Origin of the sequence: Vibrio sp. 070316B (genome assembly GCF_013114115.1) — a bacterium.
GTDB lineage: Bacteria > Pseudomonadota > Gammaproteobacteria > Enterobacterales > Vibrionaceae > Vibrio > Vibrio chagasii_B.
The window spans coordinates 28,107-47,092 of the sequence record NZ_VTYC01000029.1 but is presented as its reverse complement, the minus strand read 5'-3'; the positions used below and the strand labels follow the sequence as shown (position 1 = coordinate 47,092).

General features: G+C 44.6%; 15 protein-coding genes and 2 tRNA genes. 4 read left to right on the top strand and 13 right to left on the bottom strand.

Annotation, left to right across the window (positions count from 1 at the left end; translation table 11 throughout):
- Window positions 1-57: 57 nt before the first annotated feature.
- From infB to rlmE, 10 genes are all read right to left on the bottom strand, one after another.
- Window positions 58-2,748: a translation initiation factor IF-2 gene (gene infB / locus F0251_RS18845; protein WP_008218816.1), complete on the bottom strand. Its 2,691-nt coding sequence runs from the start codon at window positions 2,746-2,748 to the stop codon at window positions 58-60.
- Between the two features lie 22 nt (window positions 2,749-2,770).
- Window positions 2,771-4,258, bottom strand: coding sequence for a transcription termination factor NusA (nusA, locus tag F0251_RS18840; protein ID WP_008218818.1), 1,488 nt, complete (start codon window positions 4,256-4,258; stop codon window positions 2,771-2,773).
- 35 nt (window positions 4,259-4,293) lie between these two features.
- Window positions 4,294-4,749, bottom strand: coding sequence for a ribosome maturation factor RimP (rimP, locus tag F0251_RS18835; protein ID WP_004738265.1), 456 nt, complete (start codon window positions 4,747-4,749; stop codon window positions 4,294-4,296).
- Between the two features lie 234 nt (window positions 4,750-4,983).
- A tRNA-Met gene (locus F0251_RS18830) sits at window positions 4,984-5,060 on the bottom strand.
- 53 nt (window positions 5,061-5,113) lie between these two features.
- A tRNA-Leu gene (locus F0251_RS18825) sits at window positions 5,114-5,198 on the bottom strand.
- A 16-nt stretch (window positions 5,199-5,214) separates the two neighbouring features.
- The gene (secG, locus tag F0251_RS18820) at window positions 5,215-5,547 is read right to left on the bottom strand and encodes a preprotein translocase subunit SecG (RefSeq protein ID WP_171731587.1); all 333 of its coding nucleotides are present in this window, start codon (window positions 5,545-5,547) and stop codon (window positions 5,215-5,217) included.
- A 279-nt stretch (window positions 5,548-5,826) separates the two neighbouring features.
- The gene (gene glmM / locus F0251_RS18815) at window positions 5,827-7,167 is read right to left on the bottom strand and encodes a phosphoglucosamine mutase (RefSeq protein ID WP_105057555.1); all 1,341 of its coding nucleotides are present in this window, start codon (window positions 7,165-7,167) and stop codon (window positions 5,827-5,829) included.
- Between the two features lie 21 nt (window positions 7,168-7,188).
- Complete coding sequence (gene folP, locus F0251_RS18810) at window positions 7,189-8,019, bottom strand: dihydropteroate synthase (protein ID WP_105057556.1); 831 nt, start codon at window positions 8,017-8,019, stop codon at window positions 7,189-7,191.
- An 88-nt stretch (window positions 8,020-8,107) separates the two neighbouring features.
- Window positions 8,108-10,075 (bottom strand): ATP-dependent zinc metalloprotease FtsH, encoded by a 1,968-nt coding sequence (ftsH, locus tag F0251_RS18805; protein WP_105057557.1) that lies wholly within the window; start codon window positions 10,073-10,075, stop codon window positions 8,108-8,110.
- A 107-nt stretch (window positions 10,076-10,182) separates the two neighbouring features.
- Entirely contained in the window at window positions 10,183-10,812 is a 630-nt protein-coding gene (gene rlmE, locus F0251_RS18800; protein ID WP_004738253.1) for a 23S rRNA (uridine(2552)-2'-O)-methyltransferase RlmE, read from the bottom strand.
- Window positions 10,813-10,926: 114 nt separating this feature from the next.
- Here rlmE and yhbY point away from each other — a divergent pair, with 114 nt between their 5' ends.
- On the top strand, window positions 10,927-11,223 hold the full coding sequence (yhbY, locus tag F0251_RS18795) for a ribosome assembly RNA-binding protein YhbY (RefSeq protein ID WP_004738252.1): 297 nt from the start codon (window positions 10,927-10,929) through the stop codon (window positions 11,221-11,223).
- A 126-nt stretch (window positions 11,224-11,349) separates the two neighbouring features.
- Here the strand turns inward: yhbY and greA are convergent, their stop codons facing one another.
- Window positions 11,350-11,823, bottom strand: coding sequence for a transcription elongation factor GreA (greA, locus tag F0251_RS18790; RefSeq protein ID WP_008222155.1), 474 nt, complete (start codon window positions 11,821-11,823; stop codon window positions 11,350-11,352).
- A 513-nt stretch (window positions 11,824-12,336) separates the two neighbouring features.
- Between greA and F0251_RS18785 the strand changes: the two genes are divergently transcribed.
- Window positions 12,337-13,371 carry a porin gene (locus F0251_RS18785; RefSeq protein ID WP_019824353.1) on the top strand — a complete coding sequence of 345 codons (1,035 nt, stop codon included), beginning with the start codon at window positions 12,337-12,339 and terminating at the stop codon, window positions 13,369-13,371.
- A 111-nt stretch (window positions 13,372-13,482) separates the two neighbouring features.
- Window positions 13,483-14,916 (top strand): serine-type D-Ala-D-Ala carboxypeptidase, encoded by a 1,434-nt coding sequence (gene dacB, locus F0251_RS18780; protein ID WP_171731586.1) that lies wholly within the window; start codon window positions 13,483-13,485, stop codon window positions 14,914-14,916.
- 107 nt (window positions 14,917-15,023) lie between these two features.
- Here the strand turns inward: dacB and F0251_RS18775 are convergent, their stop codons facing one another.
- Together F0251_RS18775 and tyrS are read right to left on the bottom strand one after the other, a co-directional pair.
- Entirely contained in the window at window positions 15,024-15,869 is an 846-nt protein-coding gene (locus F0251_RS18775; RefSeq protein WP_061032502.1) for a magnesium transporter, read from the bottom strand.
- 423 nt (window positions 15,870-16,292) lie between these two features.
- Window positions 16,293-17,480: a tyrosine--tRNA ligase gene (tyrS, locus tag F0251_RS18770; protein WP_004738241.1), complete on the bottom strand. Its 1,188-nt coding sequence runs from the start codon at window positions 17,478-17,480 to the stop codon at window positions 16,293-16,295.
- Window positions 17,481-17,609: 129 nt separating this feature from the next.
- Here tyrS and F0251_RS18765 point away from each other — a divergent pair, with 129 nt between their 5' ends.
- Complete coding sequence (locus tag F0251_RS18765; protein ID WP_171731585.1) at window positions 17,610-18,899, top strand: peptidoglycan DD-metalloendopeptidase family protein; 1,290 nt, start codon at window positions 17,610-17,612, stop codon at window positions 18,897-18,899.
- Window positions 18,900-18,986: the final 87 nt, after the last annotated feature.

Here is an 18,986-nt window from a genome sequence, read left to right as displayed (position 1 = left end):
CTTACCTTTACTAGTAATGTTAGTAACCTTAGTCAATATGTCGAGTCGTACAGACGATTAGTCTAGAGTACGTTTAACCTCAACGATTTCGAATACTTCGATCTGGTCACCAACGCGTACGTCGTTGTAGTTCTTAACGCCGATACCACACTCGTAACCATTCTTAACTTCTTGAACGTCGTCTTTGAAGCGACGAAGTGACTCTAGTTCACCTTCGTAGATAACAACGTTGTCGCGTAGTACGCGGATTGGGTTGTTACGCTTAATTACGCCTTCAGTAACCATAGAACCAGCGATCGCGCCAAGTTTAGGTGACTTAAATACGTCACGAACTTCAGCAAGACCAATGATCTCTTGTTTGAATTCAGGAGCAAGCATACCGCCCATTGCCTGTTTCACTTCGTCGATCAGTTGGTAAATGATTGAGTAGTAACGTAGATCTAGGTTTTCGTTCTGAACCGTGTTACGCGCAGTTGCGTCAGCACGAACGTTGAAACCAAGGATGATAGCGTTAGAAGCTGCTGCAAGTGTTGCGTCAGTTTCAGTAATACCACCAACACCAGAACCTACGATGTTCACTTTAACTTCGTCAGTTGATAGTTTCAGTAGAGAGTCAGCAATTGCTTCTACAGAACCTTGAACGTCAGCTTTAAGTACTACGTTCAGTTCAGCAACTTCACCAGCTGCCATATTAGAGAACATGTTCTCTAGTTTCGCTTTCTGTTGACGAGCTAGTTTCACTTCACGGAATTTACCTTGACGGTAGTTCGCAACTTCACGAGCTTTACGCTCATCACGTACTACTGTTGCTTCATCACCTGAAGCTGGTACACCAGAAAGACCTAGGATCTCTACTGGGATAGAAGGACCAGCTGTCACTACTTCTTTACCGTTTTCATCGCGCATTGCACGAACACGGCCGTACTCTTGACCACAAAGAACGATGTCGCCTTTGTTTAGAGTACCAGACTGAACTAGGACTGTTGCAACTGGACCACGACCTTTATCAAGACGAGATTCAACAACAACACCAGATGCCATGCCTTCTTTAACTGCAGTCAGTTCAAGAACTTCAGATTGAAGAAGGATTGCTTCTAGAAGACCATCGATGTTTGTACCCTGTTTAGCAGAGATGTGAACGAACATGTTCTCACCGCCCCATTCCTCAGGGATTACGTCGTATTGAGCTAGCTCATTCTTAACGTTGTCTGGGTTTGCACCCTCTTTATCGATCTTGTTCACAGCAACAATCAGAGGAACGCCTGCCGCTTTCGCGTGCTGGATCGCTTCGATTGTTTGTGGCATTACGCCATCGTCTGCTGCCACTACTAGTACAACGATATCTGTCGCTTGAGCACCACGTGCACGCATAGCAGTAAACGCCGCGTGTCCAGGAGTATCAAGGAAAGTGATCATGCCGTTGTCAGTATCTACGTGGTAAGCACCGATGTGCTGCGTGATACCGCCAGCTTCGCCAGAAGCAACGTGTGCTTTACGAATGTAGTCAAGTGTCGATGTTTTACCGTGGTCAACGTGACCCATGATAGTAACAACTGGAGCACGACCTTCAGCGATAGCATCGTTATCACGGTCTGCTAGTACTGCTTCTTCAAGTTCGTTTTCTTTACGTAGGATTACCTTGTGGCCCATTTCTTCAGCAACAAGTTGTGCTGTTTCTTGGTCAATCACTTGGTTGATAGTCGCCATAGCGCCCATCTTCATCATTACTTTGATAACTTCAGTTGCTTTAACTGACATCTTGCTAGCCAGTTCAGATACAACGATAGTTTCGCCGATAGCAACGTCAGACTTAGCAACAGTTGCTGACTTATCGAAGCCTTGCTGCATTGAAGTTGGTTTAGCAAGCTTACCTTTAGCACCACGACCACGTTGGTTACGACCACCACGGTTGTTGCCAGGTTGGTTAGCTGGAGCTGCTTTCTTCTTACGACGACGAGGCGCTTTTTCTTCTTTCTGGTCAGCTGCATCTTCAGCTTCACGAGCGTAAGTAGAAGTTGTCACGTGGTAGTCCGCAGACTTCTCTTGTTCTTTCTTCTTCTGCTCTTCTTCAGACCAGCGCGCTTCGTTCTCTTCAGCTAGCTTACGAGCTTCTTCAACTAGCTTCGCCGCTTCAGCTTCAGCTTTACGCTGTGCTTCTTGCTCTTGACGAGCTTTTAGTTCATCCGCTTCTTTTTTCGCTTGTGCGTTAGCGTCTGCATTTTTTGAATTCATGTCTTTTTTAGCCTTTTCAGCTTGGGCGCGTTGAGCTTTTTCTTCAGCATCACGTTTTGCATCCGCTTCACGTTTTGCTTTCTCATCAGCTTCGCGCTGTGCTTTCTCTGCAGCTTCACGTTTCGCAAGCTCTTCAGCTTCTTGACGTGCTTTCTCTTCCGCTTCACGCTTAGCTGCTTCCTCAGCTTCACGTTTCGCTTCATCTTCAATAGCGCTGCGCTTCACGTAAGTACGCTTTTTACGTACCTCTACTTGAACATCCTTACTCTTACCGCCTCCAGCGGCAACACTTAGCGTGCTGCGGGTCTTGCGTTGAAGAGTTAAACGAGTCGGCTCTGCTTCACCAGAAGTATCGCCATGCTCCTTTTTAAGGTGCGTTAGCAATGTTTGCTTCTCTGAATCAGTTACTTGATCCGACCCTGATTTCTTCATGCCTGCATCAGCAAGTTGTTCAATTAAGCGGTCAACTGGCGTACCAATCTCTTCACTCAGTGCTTTAACTGTTAATTGTGTCATACCGCTTTCTCTCCTTGCTGAATTATTCTTCGTCGCCGAACCAACAGATGTTACGTGCAGCCATAATTAGCTCGCCCGCACGTTCTGCAGTTAGGTCTTCAATGCCTTCTAGTTCATCAACGCCTTGGTCAGCTAGGTCTTCCAATGTTGCCACGCCTTTTGCTGCAAGTTTGTAGGCCATTTCACGCTCTAGGCCTTCAAGTGCTAGCAAGTCTTCAGCAGGTTCAACACCGTCAAACGTCTCTTCTTTCGCAAGTGCTAGAGTCGTTAGTGCATCTTTTGCACGGTTACGTAGTTCTTCAACGATACCTTCGTCTAGGCCATCAACTTCAAGAAGTTCGTTTACTGGTACGTAAGCCACTTCTTCTAGCGTAGAGAAGCCTTCTTCAACAAGTAGCTGAGCAAAGTCTTCTTCGATGTCTAGGTGCTTCATGAAGTTTTCAATCGAAGCAACCGCTTCTTCTTGGTGTTTCTTCTGAAGGTCTTCAACCGTCATTACGTTCAGTTCCCAACCAGTCAGTTGAGATGCTAGACGTACGTTTTGACCGCTACGGCCGATAGCTTGCGCTAGGTTGTCCGCTTCAACAGCGATGTCCATTGAGTGTGCATCTTCATCAACGATGATAGAAGCAACATCAGCAGGAGCCATTGCATTGATTACGAACTGAGCTGGGTTATCGTCCCAAAGAACGATATCGATACGCTCGCCGCCAAGCTCGCCAGATACAGCTTGTACACGTGCACCACGCATACCAACACACGCGCCCACAGGGTCAATACGCTTGTCGTTTGTTTTCACAGCGATTTTAGCACGAGAACCTGCGTCACGTGCAGCACCTTTAAGTTCAATTAGCTCTTCGCCAATCTCAGGTACTTCAACACGGAATAGCTCAGCTAGCATTTCAGGCTTAGAGCGAGTAATGAATAGCTGGAAGCCACGAGCTTCTGGTTTAACTGCGTATAGAAGACCACGTACACGGTCGCCTGGACGGAAGTTTTCACGAGGAAGTTGGTCATCACGTAGGATTACCGCTTCAGCGTTGTTACCTAGGTCTAGGATGATCGTGTCACGGTTAACTTTCTTAACCACACCAGTAACTAGCTCACCTTCGTTGTCGATGAACTGTTCAACGATTTGAGCACGCTCAGCTTCACGTACTTTTTGTACGATAACTTGCTTCGCAGTTTGAGTAGTAATACGGTCAAACGTTACTGACTCGATGTCATCTTCAATGAAACCGCCAAGTTCGATCTCTGGATCGTCGTACTTAGCAGCTTCAAGAGAAATCTCTTTTGTTGGGTTTTCAACAACTTCAACAGCTTCCCAGCGACGGAAAGTTTCGAAATCACCTGTTTTACGGTCGATTTCAACACGAACTTCAATTTCTAGTTCGCTTTTCTTTTTTGTTGCCGTTGCAAGCGCGATTTCAAGCGCTTCAAAAATACGCTCACGAGGAACTGCTTTCTCATTAGAAACAGCTTCTACTACCGCCAAAATTTCTTTGTTCATTAATCTAGCCTCTTAAGCTCTTCTCTCTAGGAGAACTAAAATTTAGGGATCAGGTTCGCTTTCGCAATATTGCTTAGGACGAATTCTTCTTCTTGTCCTTCAACCAATACTTTTACTGTCTCGCCTTCAATAGATTGGATATCACCTTTCCATTTACGACGGTTGCCGACAGCCATTTTCAAAACGATGCTTACCTCGTGACCAATAAATTGTTGGTAATGCTCTGCTTTGAACAGTGGTCTCTCTAAACCTGGTGAAGACACTTCAAGGTTATAAGCCACTGAAATTGGATCTTCAACATCCATTACGGCACTTACTTGGTGACTAACTTCAGCGCAGTCGTCTACATTGATGCCGTTTGGAGAATCGATGTAAATACGTAGCGTTGAGTGCTCACCAGCACGAATAAATTCTAATCCAACTAACTCATAACCTGATGCTGCTACTGGAGCGTCAAGCATTTCAGTAAGTTGTCTTTCTAAACCAGTCATTTAACCACTCCAGAAACAAAAAAAGGGCTCAAAGCCCAATTTAAATTCCAAGCAAACATTATCTAAACGCATTTACAAATGCTTAGATAACAAAAAACCCCGTATAAGCCGGGGTTTTTGTTGCTGGACCCTTATATGCTAAGTGCCATCACATTCGATATCACACTTAACTCACAGTGAGGTTCACACTGTGCAAACTTGCTACCAATCAAGACTAAATATAGCACTTAAAATTGGTTGCGGGAGCCGGATTTGAACCGACGACCTTCGGGTTATGAGCCCGACGAGCTACCAAGCTGCTCCATCCCGCGTCCGACTTGCGAGCATTATACGCCCAACAAGATGTTTTACAAGTTTGTAAACATGGTGCCGAGAGAGGGACTCGAACCCTCACACCCTAAGGCACTAGCACCTCATGCTAGCGTGTCTACCAATTTCACCATCTCGGCATCAAATCTTTACAGATTATTGTGGAATCTCGTCGCCTTGCGCCGGAGCTTCACTCACTGCGTCTTCAGCTTGCTGGATAACCTGACCTTGAGTCGGGTCCATCCACTGTGACTCAGTTTTATGTGTAGACATATTACCGAGCACTAAGCTAAGGACAAAAAATGTAGTTGCAAAAATTGCAGTCATTCGGGTTAGGAAATTTCCTGAGCCACTAGCACCAAACACAGTGTTTGAAGCGCCAGCACCGAAAGAGGCTCCCATATCTGCGCCTTTACCTTGTTGAATCAACACTAGGCCAATTACACCAAGCGCTGCCAACAGGTAAATCACAAGTAGAACTGTAAACATTTTTCCACCTATGTTCCTAATTGTTGAGCCAGCGCCGTTCAAAAAAGTTATTTTCAAGAACAAGGCTAGCGACCTCCTAACTGAAGGCCGAGCAATACTAGCGAATGCAGCGATGGCTGACAAGGAGAATTTGCTAAAAAATAAGCCTTTACCAAGTGAACGGTTAAAAAAAGGCCAAAAGCAACACAAAACTCATTTGTACCCCTTTTGACCACTCTATAATTCAACCGTTTTTACGTACAAGCACTCTTAATGGTACCTGCTGAGCAAACCACTAAATTAGCAGTTTGCTTTTACTGCATCTGCAATCTTAAGTGCTGATGATTGAACCAGTTCAGCATCTTCACCTTCAACCATTACGCGCAATAGTGGCTCTGTACCAGACTTACGAAGTAATACACGGCCCTTCTCGCCAAGCTCAGCTTCTACTTCTACAACAGCTGCTTTCACTGCGTCTGCTTCCAGTGGGTTTGAATCACCACTGAAACGAACGTTTTCTAAGACTTGCGGGTATAGCGTCATGCCTTGAGAAAGCTCATTCAATGTCATTTCACTGCCAACTACTGAAGCAAGAACTTGCAGTGCTGCAACGATAGCATCACCAGTTGTCACTTTATCTAGCAGGATAACGTGACCTGAGTTTTCAGCACCGATCTTCCAGCCTTTTGCTAGCAGTTGTTCCATTACATAACGGTCACCAACTGCAGCGCGCACAAATGGAATACCTAGCTGCTTAAGGCCGTTTTCCATACCTAGGTTGGTCATCAGCGTACCAACAACACCACCTTTCAGCTCACCACGACGCAATGCATCGCGAGCAATGATGTAAGCAATTTGGTCACCATCAACCTTGTTACCTAACTCATCAACCATGATGATACGGTCACCGTCACCATCAAAGCCAAGGCCTAGTGCAGCTTTCTCTTCTAGCACTTTCGCCTGAAGAGCGCGAACATCCGTCGCACCCACTTCGTGGTTAATGTTGGTACCGTTTGGTTCAACACCAATAGCAACAACCTCAGCACCTAGCTCTTTGAATACCGCAGGAGCAATGTGGTAAGTCGCGCCGTGAGCGCAGTCAACAACAATCTTCATGCCAGCAAGGGTCATTTGATTCGGGAACGTGCTCTTACAGAATTCAATGTATCGACCTGCCGCATCGTTTAGACGAACTGCTTTACCAAGCTCAGAAGAGTCAACACACTCAATCTCTTTATCAAGTTCAGCTTCGATCGCCAGCTCGATATCATCTGGAAGTTTAGTGCCTTCAGAAGAGAAGAATTTAATACCGTTATCGTAATAAGGGTTGTGTGAAGCCGAGATTACGATGCCCGCTTCAGCACGGAATGTTTGTGTTAGGTAAGCAACAGCAGGTGTTGGCATAGGACCAGTGAACGTCGCTTGTAAACCAGCAGCAGCAAGACCTGCCTCTAACGCAGACTCCAACATGTAACCAGAGATACGCGTATCTTTACCGATAATAACTTTCTTTGTACCTTGCTTCGCAAGTACACGACCAGCAGCCCAGCCAAGCTTCAGAACAAAATCAGGTGTGATCGGGTACTGGCCTACTTTGCCACGCACACCATCTGTGCCGAAATAACGTCTTTTATCAGACATAGTGATTTTCCTTAATTATATTTAGTGATTGTTGTTCATCACTTCGATTATTTTCATCGCTTCCAGTGTCTCCTCGACATCATGAACGCGAATAATTTGTGCGCCTTTCATCGCGGCAATCGTCGCGCAAGTGACGCTTGCGACCATGCAGTCGGCCGGAACCTTGTCTAGCAATTTAAAGATCATCGATTTTCTCGACATCCCCGCTAAAACAGGTAAGCCTAACGAATGAAACTTTTCAAGATGCGCTAGTAGGTGATAATTGTGTTCGATGGTTTTCCCAAAGCCAAAGCCAGGATCAAGGATCAGCTGATCTTTTGAAATACCCACCGCCTCACACGCTTCTACCCTTTCTTGCAAGAATGCTTCTACATCCTGAAGAACATCATCATAACTTGGGTTAGCTTGCATGGTTCTCGGCTGACCTTTCATGTGCATCAGACAAATCGGAACATTAGCATCAGCGGCGACTTGTAATGCTCCAGGCTCTTGCAAAGCGCGCACATCATTGATCAAATCAGCGCCCGCTTCAACAGCTTGGCGCATCACTTCCGCTTTACTGGTATCTATCGAGATCCACACATCAAACTTGGCACGAATGGCTTTAATAGCAGGAATGACACGGGCAAGCTCCTCTTCTAACGAAACATCAGGAGCGCCAGGTCGAGTTGACTCACCACCAATATCGATAATGCTAACGCCCGCTTGAACCATGCGTTCAGCTTGCTGTAAGGCATTATCAAGTGAGTTAAATTTCCCACCGTCAGAGAAAGAGTCAGGGGTGACATTGAGGATACCCATCACATGTGGGCGATCTAACACGAGAGTTTTATTATTTGCTTTTAATATCATGGAAGGCCGATCTTAAAGGGAAAAACACCATAGGCTATAAACAGAAAAACCCTGAGCGTACTCAGGGTTTTAATTGATAGTTTAGCGATTAAGAATCTTTGTTTTGAGCATCATCTGATTCAGATTTAACTTCTTCAACTTTTGACTCTTCAGCTTTAGGTTCCGCTTTAGCTTCTTCAGCCTTAGCTTCAGGTTTTGCTTCTTCCTTTGTAGGTTCAGCTTTTACCTGATCACCCCAACCAGCTGGATCACGAATCTCTTGCTTACGCTCCATCAAGTCATCAATTTGACCTGCATCGATCGTTTCGAACTTCATTAGAGCGTCTTTCATCGAATGCATGATATCCATGTTATCTTCAAGAATCTTCTTAGCTCTATCGTAGTTACGGTCGATAAGGATACGAATCTCTTCATCGATAAGCTTAGTCGTGTCATCAGAAACGTGCTTAGCTTGACTCATGCCGCGACCTAGGAAAACTTCGCCTTCTTCTTCTGCGTAAAGAAGAGGACCCAATTTCTCAGAGAAGCCCCACTGCGTAACCATCTTGCGAGCAATATCAGTTGCACGTTCAATATCGTTAGACGCACCAGTTGACACTTTGTCTTTACCGTAAATAAGTTCTTCAGCAAGACGACCACCGTACAGGCTAGAAATCATAGACTCTAGATGTTGGCGAGACATGCTCACACGATCTTGCTCTGGCAAGTACATGGTTACACCAAGCGCACGACCACGTGGAATGATTGATACTTTGTACACAGGATCGTGTTCTGGTACCAAACGACCAACAATTGCGTGACCGGCTTCGTGGTAAGCCGTTGACTCTTTCACTTCCTCAGACATCACCATTGAACGGCGCTCAGCACCCATCATGATTTTATCTTTAGCCAGTTCAAACTCAACCATAGAGACATTGCGCTTGTTACCACGAGCTGCAAATAGCGCCGCTTCGTTCACAAGGTTTGCAAGGTCTGCACCAGAGAAACCTGGAGTACCACGAGCAATCAGAGATGGTTCAACATCGCCAGATAGTGGAACTTTACGCATGTGTACTTTAAGAATCTGTTCACGACCACGTACGTCTGGTAGACCAACTACAACCTGACGGTCAAAACGACCTGGACGAAGTAGTGCTGGGTCTAGTACGTCTGGACGGTTAGTCGCAGCGATAACAATAATACCTTCGTTACCCTCGAAACCATCCATCTCAACCAGCATTTGGTTCAATGTTTGTTCACGCTCATCATGACCACCACCAACACCAGCGCCACGTTGACGACCTACCGCATCAATCTCATCGATAAAGATGATACAAGGTGCCGCTTTCTTCGCTTGTTCGAACATGTCACGCACACGAGATGCACCAACACCTACAAACATTTCAACGAAGTCAGAACCAGAAATAGTAAAGAACGGTACTTTCGCTTCACCAGCAATCGCTTTTGCAAGCAATGTCTTACCAGTACCTGGAGGACCAACTAACAGGATACCTGTAGGGATCTTACCACCCAGTTTTTGGAAACGACTTGGGTCACGAAGATAGTCAACCAACTCTTTCACGTCTTCTTTTGCTTCGTCACAACCAGCAACATCCGCAAACAACGTTTTGATTTGTTCTTCGCTCATCATTCGAGCTTTGCTCTTACCGAAAGACATCGCGCCTTTACCGCCGCCACCGCCTTGCATTTGACGCATGAAGAAAATCCATACACCAATCAGTAAGATCATAGGGAACCATGAAATGAAGATAGTGCCAAGTAGGCTCTGCTCTTCAGGTGGTGTGCCCTGAACTTTTACGTTTTGATTAATTAAGTCATCAAGTAGCTTTTGATCATAAACAGGCATGTAAGTTACATACTTAGCACCACCGCCACGACGTGTGAAAGTGATTTCGCTGTTATTGAACTGTGCGTCTTGAATCTGGCCTTGGCCAACTTCCTGTACAAACGTGGTGTAATCTACTGCTCTGCCGTTACTTTCCCCAGGGCCGAAGCTCTGAAATACCGACATCAACACTACTGCGATAACAAGCCACAGAATTAAATTTTTTGCCATGTCACTCAAGGTGTCAGCCTCTCGATAACTAATTGTAATTAAAGGTAGGGTACTACAGTTTGTAACCTGTAGCCATATTGTTAACTCTCACTCTTGGAAGAGAATCGTTAACCTTTGTAACCAGTGGCTACGATAAACACTTCACGAGAACGAGCTCGAGAAGAGTCGGGTTTTCTGACTTTCACCGTTTTAAACATCTCACGGACGTCTTTAACGTATTGATCAAACCCTTCGCCTTGGAATACTTTTACAACAAAACTACCATCGGTAGCTAGAACTTGTCGACACATATCCAAAGCTAATTCAACTAAATACATAGCTCTAGGCTGATCTACAGAGTTGTTGCCCGCTATATTAGGTGCCATATCTGACATCACGACATCAACCATGTTTGGTTGTATACGTTCCAATAAGGCTTCAAGAACAGCGTCTTCACGAAAATCGCCTTGTAAAAAGCTAACGCCAGCAATTGGATCCATTGGTAACAAGTCACACGCAATGATTTGTCCGTTGTCTCCAACAATCTTAGCAGCATATTGAGACCAACCACCAGGCGCTGCACCTAAATCCACAACGGTCATCCCTGGAGACAGCAATTTATCTTTCGTTTGAATCTCTTCCATTTTGAAATAAGCACGTGAGCGATAGCCTTTCTTTCTTGCTTCGTTTGCGTACTTGTCGTCGAAGTGTTCCTTCAACCAACGGCCTGAACTGGCCGAGTGTTTCTGTTTGCTCATTGGATACCTAAAGTGGAGGAAAGTACTAATTGCCGAATAAATTATAGTCTTCAGCATTAGATGGCGTTAAAATAGGTTTTTTCAACCCTAATAGTAAAGAAAATTGGCCGCGTAATGAACCTAAGTACCAAACAAAAGCAGCATCTAAAGGGCCTAGCTCACAGTTTAAAACCTGTAGTGCTAATGGGCGCAAATGGACTTACTGAAGCTGTTCTAGCGGAAATCGAATTAGCTCTAGACCACCACGAACTGATCAAAATTAAAGTTGCATCAGAAGACCGTGAAACTAAGCAGCTGATTATCGATGCAATTGTACGTGAAACTAAAGCTGAGAAAGTACAGACTATCGGTAAAGTTCTAGTACTGTTCCGTCAGTCAGAAGCACGTAAAATCGAGATTCCACGTAAATAAGTTAGCCATATAATAAGCTAGCTTCACAAAGGGATAGCCAGTGCGCTTATCTTTTAGTGTAGCGTGAGAAACGAAAAAGGTCGCATTTAGCGACCTTTTTACTTATCAGAAACAAAGAAAATTCAATTAGATATATTCTACTTTGTCAATTTCGTAATCTTTATCACCGCCAGGAGTCGAAATCATCACTTCGTCGCCTTCCATCTTGCCGATAAGACCACGAGCAATTGGTGACTTCACTGAGATACGGCCAGTTTTGATATCGGCTTCGTCTTCAGAAACGATTTGGTAACGGTACTCTTCGTCTGTATCAACATCAATCAGAGTGACTGTTGTACCAAAGATAATCTTACCCGTGTTTTCCATTTGGGTTACATCGATGATCTGAGCTAGAGATAGCTTGTATTCGATATCACGGATTTGAGCTTCACAGATACCTTGCTCTTCACGAGCGGCGTGGTATTCAGCATTCTCTTTTAAGTCACCTAGTTCACGTGCTTCACCAATAGCTGCTGAGATAACAGGGCGTAGCTTAAGTAGGCGATCTAATTCATCACGTAGCTGCTGAGCGCCACGTACTGTCATTGGAACCTTTTCCATTTTTTACCTCTATGCCAAAACTTTCTTTGGCGAACATAAATACACCCAACGTATTTATTGGGTAGTAGAAACAAAACGATTTGGCTTAGTGTAAACAAACTTTATGGCTAAATCATCTTTATTCCACTTTGCGTTATAAAAGCTGTATCTAGGTCTAAATTACAGACATCACAAAAATGAATAATAACGACCTAATCAATAAGACGACAAATAAATACCTAAAAAAACAAAAAACAAACAAAATAAACGCAGATCACACTTTCATAAAAGACACTTTAAAACAACAACTTAAACAACAACAAATATAATAAAACAGTGTTCATTTTTTAGTTTTATATCATTTTACTAACTGACTATGGAACTTTAGAGGTAAAAAGTAACCCATGGATTGCACTGGCATTTTTCAGACTTCTGTTCTAATCATGGTTATGAAGCCTGATTAATACAGGCAATACACAAAAGGGTTCAAATCCTTGATAAAACTTCTATGGACAGTAATTAGGAAATAATAACATGAACAAGACTATGATCGCGCTTGCTGTATCTGCTGCAGCTCTTGCTACTAACGCAGTAGCAGCGGACGGTAAACAAGCTGGTGGTATCGACGGCACTTCTGTATACAGCTCTAACGGCACTTCTCTAGAGATCGGTGGTCGTGCTGAAGCTCGTCTATCTCTAAAAGACGGCAAAGCTGAAGACAAAACACGTGTACGTCTTAACTTCCTAGGTAAAGTTGAAATCCAAGACGGCCTATACGGTGTTGGTTTCTACGAAGGTGAATTCACAACTGCTGAAAACGGCGGCTCTACTGATAACAACGACGGTGACATTACTAACCGTTACACGTACGCTGGTATCGGCGGTAACTTCGGTGAAGTTACTTACGGTAAAAACGATGGTGCACTAGGTGTTATCACAGACTTTACCGATATCATGTCTTACCACGGTAACTCTGCGGCAATGAAAATTGCTGTAGCAGATCGTTCTGACAACATGGTTTCATACAAAGGTCAATTCCAAGACCTAGGCGTTAAAGCAAGCTACCGTTTTGCTGACCGTTCAGAAACTGGTGGCGAATTCGTTGACAACAACGCAGACGGCTACTCTCTATCTGGTATCTACGCTATCGGCGATTCTGGCTTTAAGCTAGGTGCTGGTTACGCTGACCAAGACGAGCAAAACGAGTACATGCTAGCGGCATCTTTCCGTACTGACGCTCTATACTTTGCTGGTACATTCACAGACGGTGAGCTAGCGAAGAAGAACGGTGACTACACTGGTTACGAATTTGCAACAGCATACACGCTAGAAAAAACTGCATTCACGCTAACGTACAACAACGCAGAAACTGACGGTGAAACTTCAGCTGACAACGTTGCAATCGATGCGACTTACTACTTCAAGCCTAACTTCCGTACGTACATCTCGTACAACTTCAACCTAATTTCTGAAGGTGACAAGCTAGGTTCTGTTGGTCTTGTTAACGGTCCTGCATCTAAAGCAGACGCTGAAGACGAGCTAGCTCTAGGTCTACGTTACGACTTCTAATTCTGATTGACTAATGATTCATTAGTTAATTGAGAATCAAAACGCCCGCTCTCTAGCGGGCGTTTTTTATATCTGTATACTAAAAACACCAGCCATCCAAGACAATCTTCTATGCGCCTTCTATCCACACTACTGCTATGTAGTTTTTCCATTAGCGCTTTATCTGTTAACGCTTCCGCATACGCCCCTCTAGATAGACTGCCCGATGGTAGTAGTACGAGTTTGATCATCAAATCGTTAAGCAATGATTCAAGCGAGCTTAATACCAATAGCGATGACTTTTATCCACCAGCCAGCACGTTAAAACTGGTGACGGCTTTAGCGGCCAAGCTAGAGTTGGGAGATGACTTTCATTACACGACTAGCATTCTTCGTTCTGGCAATGATTCAATCATTTCATTTAGTGGCGATCCAACTCTGCAACGTGAACAGCTAAAAAGCCTGTTAGCTCAGTACGCTAAGTCGCGATCCAGAACCATCAAAGGCAACTTATACCTCGATAACACGGCTTATACCGGCTATCAACGAGCGGTTGGTTGGCCTTGGGACATTCTAGGCGTTTGTTACAGCGCGCCCTCTAGTGCGATGACCTTAGACAGCAACTGTGCACAAGCCTCTATTTATACAAAAGATAACGGTAGCACTCGCGTCTATATTCCAGCCCATTATCCAATAGACGTGACAACCAATGCAGCCACAGTGACGCGTTCAGGACAAAAAGCCACCCAGTGCGACTTAGAGCTCATCACAACGCCAAACAACTCGTACACGCTCTCTGGCTGCTTAGTGGAACGTAAGAAGCCACTACCACTAAAGTTCGCGATTCAAAATCCTGAGCTTTACACCTCTCAAGTGGTGAACTCACTACTCAAAGAGCTGAAAATACAAGTAAAGGGTGATGTACTCATTGCAGCTAAAGAAGGCACAAACAAAGCGACATTAGTGGCTAGTCATCACTCAGCGAAACTTCCAGAACTGCTCGATACCATGCTAAAAAAATCAGATAACCTGATCGCAGACAACCTAACCAAAACCTTGGGAGCAAAGTTTTATGTGCAGCCGGGCAGTTTCAATAACGGCACTGAAGCAATAAAACAGATACTGCTGACCAAAGCGAATATCGACCTCAGCAAAGCGCAGCTCGTTGATGGTTCTGGATTATCTAGAAACAACCGAATGAGATCGCAGACCATGGCTAAAGTGCTTCGTTATATCTGGGAAAACGACTCACAGCTCAAGCTGATCGAGGCCATGCCAACATCAGGCATGAATGGAACGCTTAAGTACCGACAAAGCATGAGGAAAGCGCCGATTCAAAGCAATATCATAGCTAAGAGTGGTTCTTTGTACGGAACCTACAATATGGCGGGATATGGTTTGGATGAGTCTGGGAAGCCAAGCTCTCTGTTTGTGCAATTTGTTCGTGACTACTTCCCTGAAGAGCAAGACCCAGACAAACCAGTAGAAGCACCGATTACGCAGTTTGAACGTGCTTTTTATAAAGATGTGATTGAATACAGTCAAACACAGAGCCAGTCCAAATAGCGAGCCGTTTGTTGTAAGCGGTTTATGACACAATAAAAATGGCGCTGAAGATCTTAGATCTTTAGCGCCATTTTTATTTTCGAAGTGCTGTTACTATTTAATAAGCGCTAGGCGATGCCTAAAAACGCATTTACGACAGTGAAATAGATCCACATCCCCGAGATGTCTACTATTGATGCTAATACCGGGCTCACTAGCACTGCAGGGTCCAACTTGAACAAACGAGCCACGATAGGCAACCCGCCGCCAAGAACCGTCGATATTGTCACCTGAATAAACAGAGCAACAGCGATAGCAAAGGCAATCATGTTAATGTCGTAACCACCAGTAGACTGGTTTTCACTGAACAACAAGATACGTCCAATCATTACCGCGGCAATCGCCAGTGCTAAGCAAATCGCTACTCTAAACTCTTTCCATAGAACATTGGCCCACTGGCGTTTTTTCAATTCACCAGTGGCTAAGGCTCTAATCACCAGAGTAGCGGCTTGTGTTCCCGTGTTACCTCCCGCTGCAGCGATAACTGGCATATAGATAGCCAGCAGTACCAACTGGCTTAGGATATCTTCATACTGAGCAATGATAAGCCCAGAAACGATGCCTAGCAGTGCCAGCGCAATAATCCAACCGATACGCTGTCTAACATGGCTTAATACACCTGTAGAAAGGTAACCCTGTTGAGGCTCAACCTCTGAATAGATTAGCCCTAGTTGGTGAGCTAGATGTCGCGAACGCTTTTCAAAGCCTTGCTCCTCTAGCTCACTAAGTAGAGCTTGAATCGTACTTAGAGAGCATTGCCCTAATACAAGTACTGCATCTTCAAGCGGCATACAGTTCAAAAGCCTGACCTGCTGTTCACGCCCATATTGCTGAAATGCATTCGATACAGCTTGGATGTCTTGCTCTGAGTACAGAGCTTCAATAGATAAAAAAGTGTTGTTCATTACCGTCATGGCGAATCTCCCGATTGGCAAAGGTAACGACCATCAAAACAAGTAGCCTACAGTGAGTACTTCACAAGCATAAAGCGGTGTACACCAAGAGCGTATAACTCGATACATAAAGCATATAACTGAGCGCACCAAGAGCTTAAAGCACTGATGTGTCAACTTGTTAGAATCTAGAGTGTGGAAAAGAATGAAGGGAAAACAAAGATACCCTACCTGAACGGCAGGACAATAGATCAATACCGAGACAGGTTATTCTTCTCCATTCAAACTAGGAGGATGGTCGGTATTGTTCATAAAAATCTCCAAAATTACTGTCAGTTCGACAGCGCGCATAGTGTAGCAATCCTGTAAAAAATTCTTCGTCAACTTTCTGTCAATAAAAAAGGCATCCGTAGATGCCTTTTATTCAATCATTGATGTACGTTATTACTTGATAGTAATACGAGCAAACTTACGCTTACCTACTTGATAAACAGCTGTACCAGCTTCTGGTACCAGTTTGTTGTCTTCAACTTTCTCGCCTTCGATCTTAGCAGCACCCTGCTTGATCATACGCATCGCATCAGAAGTCGAGTTTACTAGGCCCGCTTCTTTTAGAACGTTAGCAATTGGTAGGCCCGCTTCGAATTCGAACTCAGGCATATCATCTGGCACTTGGTTTTTAGCAAAGCGGTTAACGAACTCTTGCTCTGCAGCATCAGCATCCGCTTCACTGTGGAAACGAGCAATGATCTCTTTAGCCAAAAGTACTTTCACGTCACGTGGGTTTTTACCCGCTTCAACACCAGCTTTCAGCTCTGCCACTTCTTCAAGTGGACGGAAAGAAAGTAGCTCGTAGTAGCTCCACATTAGATCGTCAGAGATAGACATGATCTTACCAAACATTTCGCTTGGTGCTTCGCTAATACCGATGTAGTTGTGTGCAGACTTAGACATCTTCTTAACGCCGTCTAGACCAACAAGTAGCGGCATCATCAGTACCGCTTGTGGTTTTTGACCTGCTGCTTTTTGCAGTTCACGCCCCATTAGCAGGTTAAACTTCTGGTCAGTACCGCCAAGCTCAACGTCGCTCTCTAGTGCAACAGAGTCGTGACCTTGTAGAAGTGGGTACATGAATTCGTGGATAGCGATTGGTTGACCACCAGCGTAACGCTTTTTAAAGTCATCACGCTCAAGCATACGAGCAACCGTTTGGTTAGAAGCAAGACGAATCATACCTTCTGCGCCAAGGTCAGATAGCCACTCAGAGTTGAAACGAATTTGTGTTTTCGCAGGATCTAGAATTTTGAATACTTGCTCTTTGTAAGTTTCAGCATTCTTCAATACGTCTTCACGGCTTAGTGGTGGACGCGTTGAGTTTTTACCTGATGGGTCACCAACCATTGCAGTGAAATCACCAATCAGGAATGTCACTTCATGACCCAGCTCTTGGAAAGCACGAAGCTTGTTAAAGATAACCGTATGGCCTAGGTGGATATCTGGAGCCGTTGGATCGGCACCCAGTTTAATGCGTAAAGGACGACCTTCTTTTAATTTAGCAATCAGCTCGTCTTCTGGAATTAGTTCTTCTACGCCACGTTTGATCTCGGCTAGTGCAGCTTCAATACTCGCCATTTTTGTTCACTCCCACAGATTTGGCAAAAATATAATAGTTAGACATCTTACTTGAATAGCGATGTATTTTGAAACCAGTTACACTATTCCGTCGCCGATTTTCATAATATTTACAGAACGAACCGGAACATGTTGTCTATTTTTGCACGCCTTCCTATATTGCACCGGGCTTTTATCGCATTTTTTAGTGCCATAATTTTCATAGCGCTCTTCTTACTTCCCGACGTCAACAGCTTACGTGACGATACGGGCGCGCTTGTTGTAGGAAAACACTACCCTTTGAGCATCGATGCTTCTGCGCTAGTAAGCTCGAATGACGCGCCACCAACGGCTGTACTTAACTGGGAAAAATACACGGTTCGCTCTGGCGAAAGCACTTCTGTTTTATTTGAACGTATTGGTCTCTCATACCGCTTGTTACTCAACCTTCTCAATACCAATCAAGACATCAAAAAGCAGCTCTCGAACCTAAGACCAGGTGATGTGCTGCAGTTCGGATTCGATGAGAACAACGACCTTATTCAGCTCAAACGCCAACTAAGCGCGTTTGAAAGCTTCAAAATCACCAAGTTTGGCGATTCATTCACTTCAAGTTTTGATAAAAAAGAAGTGGCTTACCAATACAACTATGCCGAAGCCAATATTACCTCTAACTTCTGGAATGCAGGCGTCAGCGCAGGACTAACCGCTAACCAAATCATGGAGCTTGCGGGTATCTTTGGTTGGGATATCGACTTTGCATTAGATATTCGTAAAAACGACAGCTTTAAAATCTTATACCAAGAGAAAGTGGTTGAAGGTGAAGTGATTGGCCGAGGCAAGATCATGGCTGCTATTTTTACCAACCAAGGCGATTCATTTACTGCGGTATTAGACGATAAAAGCGGTAACTACTACGACGAAAACGGCCGAGCGATGAAGAAAGCCTTCCTGCGCTCTCCTATTGATTTTCGTCGTGTAACATCAAACTTCAACCCACGCCGAAAACACCCAGTAACCGGTAAGGTTCGTGCTCACCGAGGTACCGACTATGCAGCACCTGTTGGTACACCTATCTGGGCCGCCGGTGATGGTATCGTACAGAAATCTGGCTATAACCAGTTCAACGGTAACTACGTGTTCATTCGACACAGTAATACTTACATCACTAAGTACTTGCACATGAAGAGGCGTATGGTGAAAACAGGTCAACGAGTCAAGCAAGGTCAAACTATTGGTACTCTGGGCGGCACAGGTCGTGTAACTGGCCCACACTTGCACTACGAGTTCTTAGTTAATGGCGTTCACAAGAATGCGCGTACTGTGAAATTACCTCAATCTAAGTCGCTAACGGGTAAGGCAAAAGCAACCTTTATTGCAAACTCAGAGATTCGATTGAAGAACCTTGAGCGATACGGTCAGTTGCTAGCGACGAACTAGTAAGTTCAATACCTGTAGCTTGTAGCTTCACAGCAGAATAGAAAATGAAAAGAGCGCCCATCAAGGCGCTCTTTTTTATGTTCACGT

Coding starts and splice junctions, on each gene's coding strand:
- yhbY (WP_004738252.1), top strand. CDS start 10,927: ATGAACCTAAGTACCAAACAAAAGCAGCATCTAAAGGGCCTAGCTCAC.
- dacB (WP_171731586.1), top strand. CDS start 13,483: ATGCGCCTTCTATCCACACTACTGCTATGTAGTTTTTCCATTAGCGCT.
- rimP (WP_004738265.1), bottom strand. CDS start 4,749: ATGACTGGTTTAGAAAGACAACTTACTGAAATGCTTGACGCTCCAGTA.
- greA (WP_008222155.1), bottom strand. CDS start 11,823: ATGGAAAAGGTTCCAATGACAGTACGTGGCGCTCAGCAGCTACGTGAT.
- rlmE (WP_004738253.1), bottom strand. CDS start 10,812: ATGAGCAAACAGAAACACTCGGCCAGTTCAGGCCGTTGGTTGAAGGAA.
- F0251_RS18765 (WP_171731585.1), top strand. CDS start 17,610: ATGTTGTCTATTTTTGCACGCCTTCCTATATTGCACCGGGCTTTTATC.
- tyrS (WP_004738241.1), bottom strand. CDS start 17,480: ATGGCGAGTATTGAAGCTGCACTAGCCGAGATCAAACGTGGCGTAGAA.
- secG (WP_171731587.1), bottom strand. CDS start 5,547: ATGTTTACAGTTCTACTTGTGATTTACCTGTTGGCAGCGCTTGGTGTA.
- F0251_RS18785 (WP_019824353.1), top strand. CDS start 12,337: ATGAACAAGACTATGATCGCGCTTGCTGTATCTGCTGCAGCTCTTGCT.
- ftsH (WP_105057557.1), bottom strand. CDS start 10,075: ATGGCAAAAAATTTAATTCTGTGGCTTGTTATCGCAGTAGTGTTGATG.
- glmM (WP_105057555.1), bottom strand. CDS start 7,167: ATGTCTGATAAAAGACGTTATTTCGGCACAGATGGTGTGCGTGGCAAA.
- folP (WP_105057556.1), bottom strand. CDS start 8,019: ATGATATTAAAAGCAAATAATAAAACTCTCGTGTTAGATCGCCCACAT.
- infB (WP_008218816.1), bottom strand. CDS start 2,748: ATGACACAATTAACAGTTAAAGCACTGAGTGAAGAGATTGGTACGCCA.
- nusA (WP_008218818.1), bottom strand. CDS start 4,258: ATGAACAAAGAAATTTTGGCGGTAGTAGAAGCTGTTTCTAATGAGAAA.
- F0251_RS18775 (WP_061032502.1), bottom strand. CDS start 15,869: ATGACGGTAATGAACAACACTTTTTTATCTATTGAAGCTCTGTACTCA.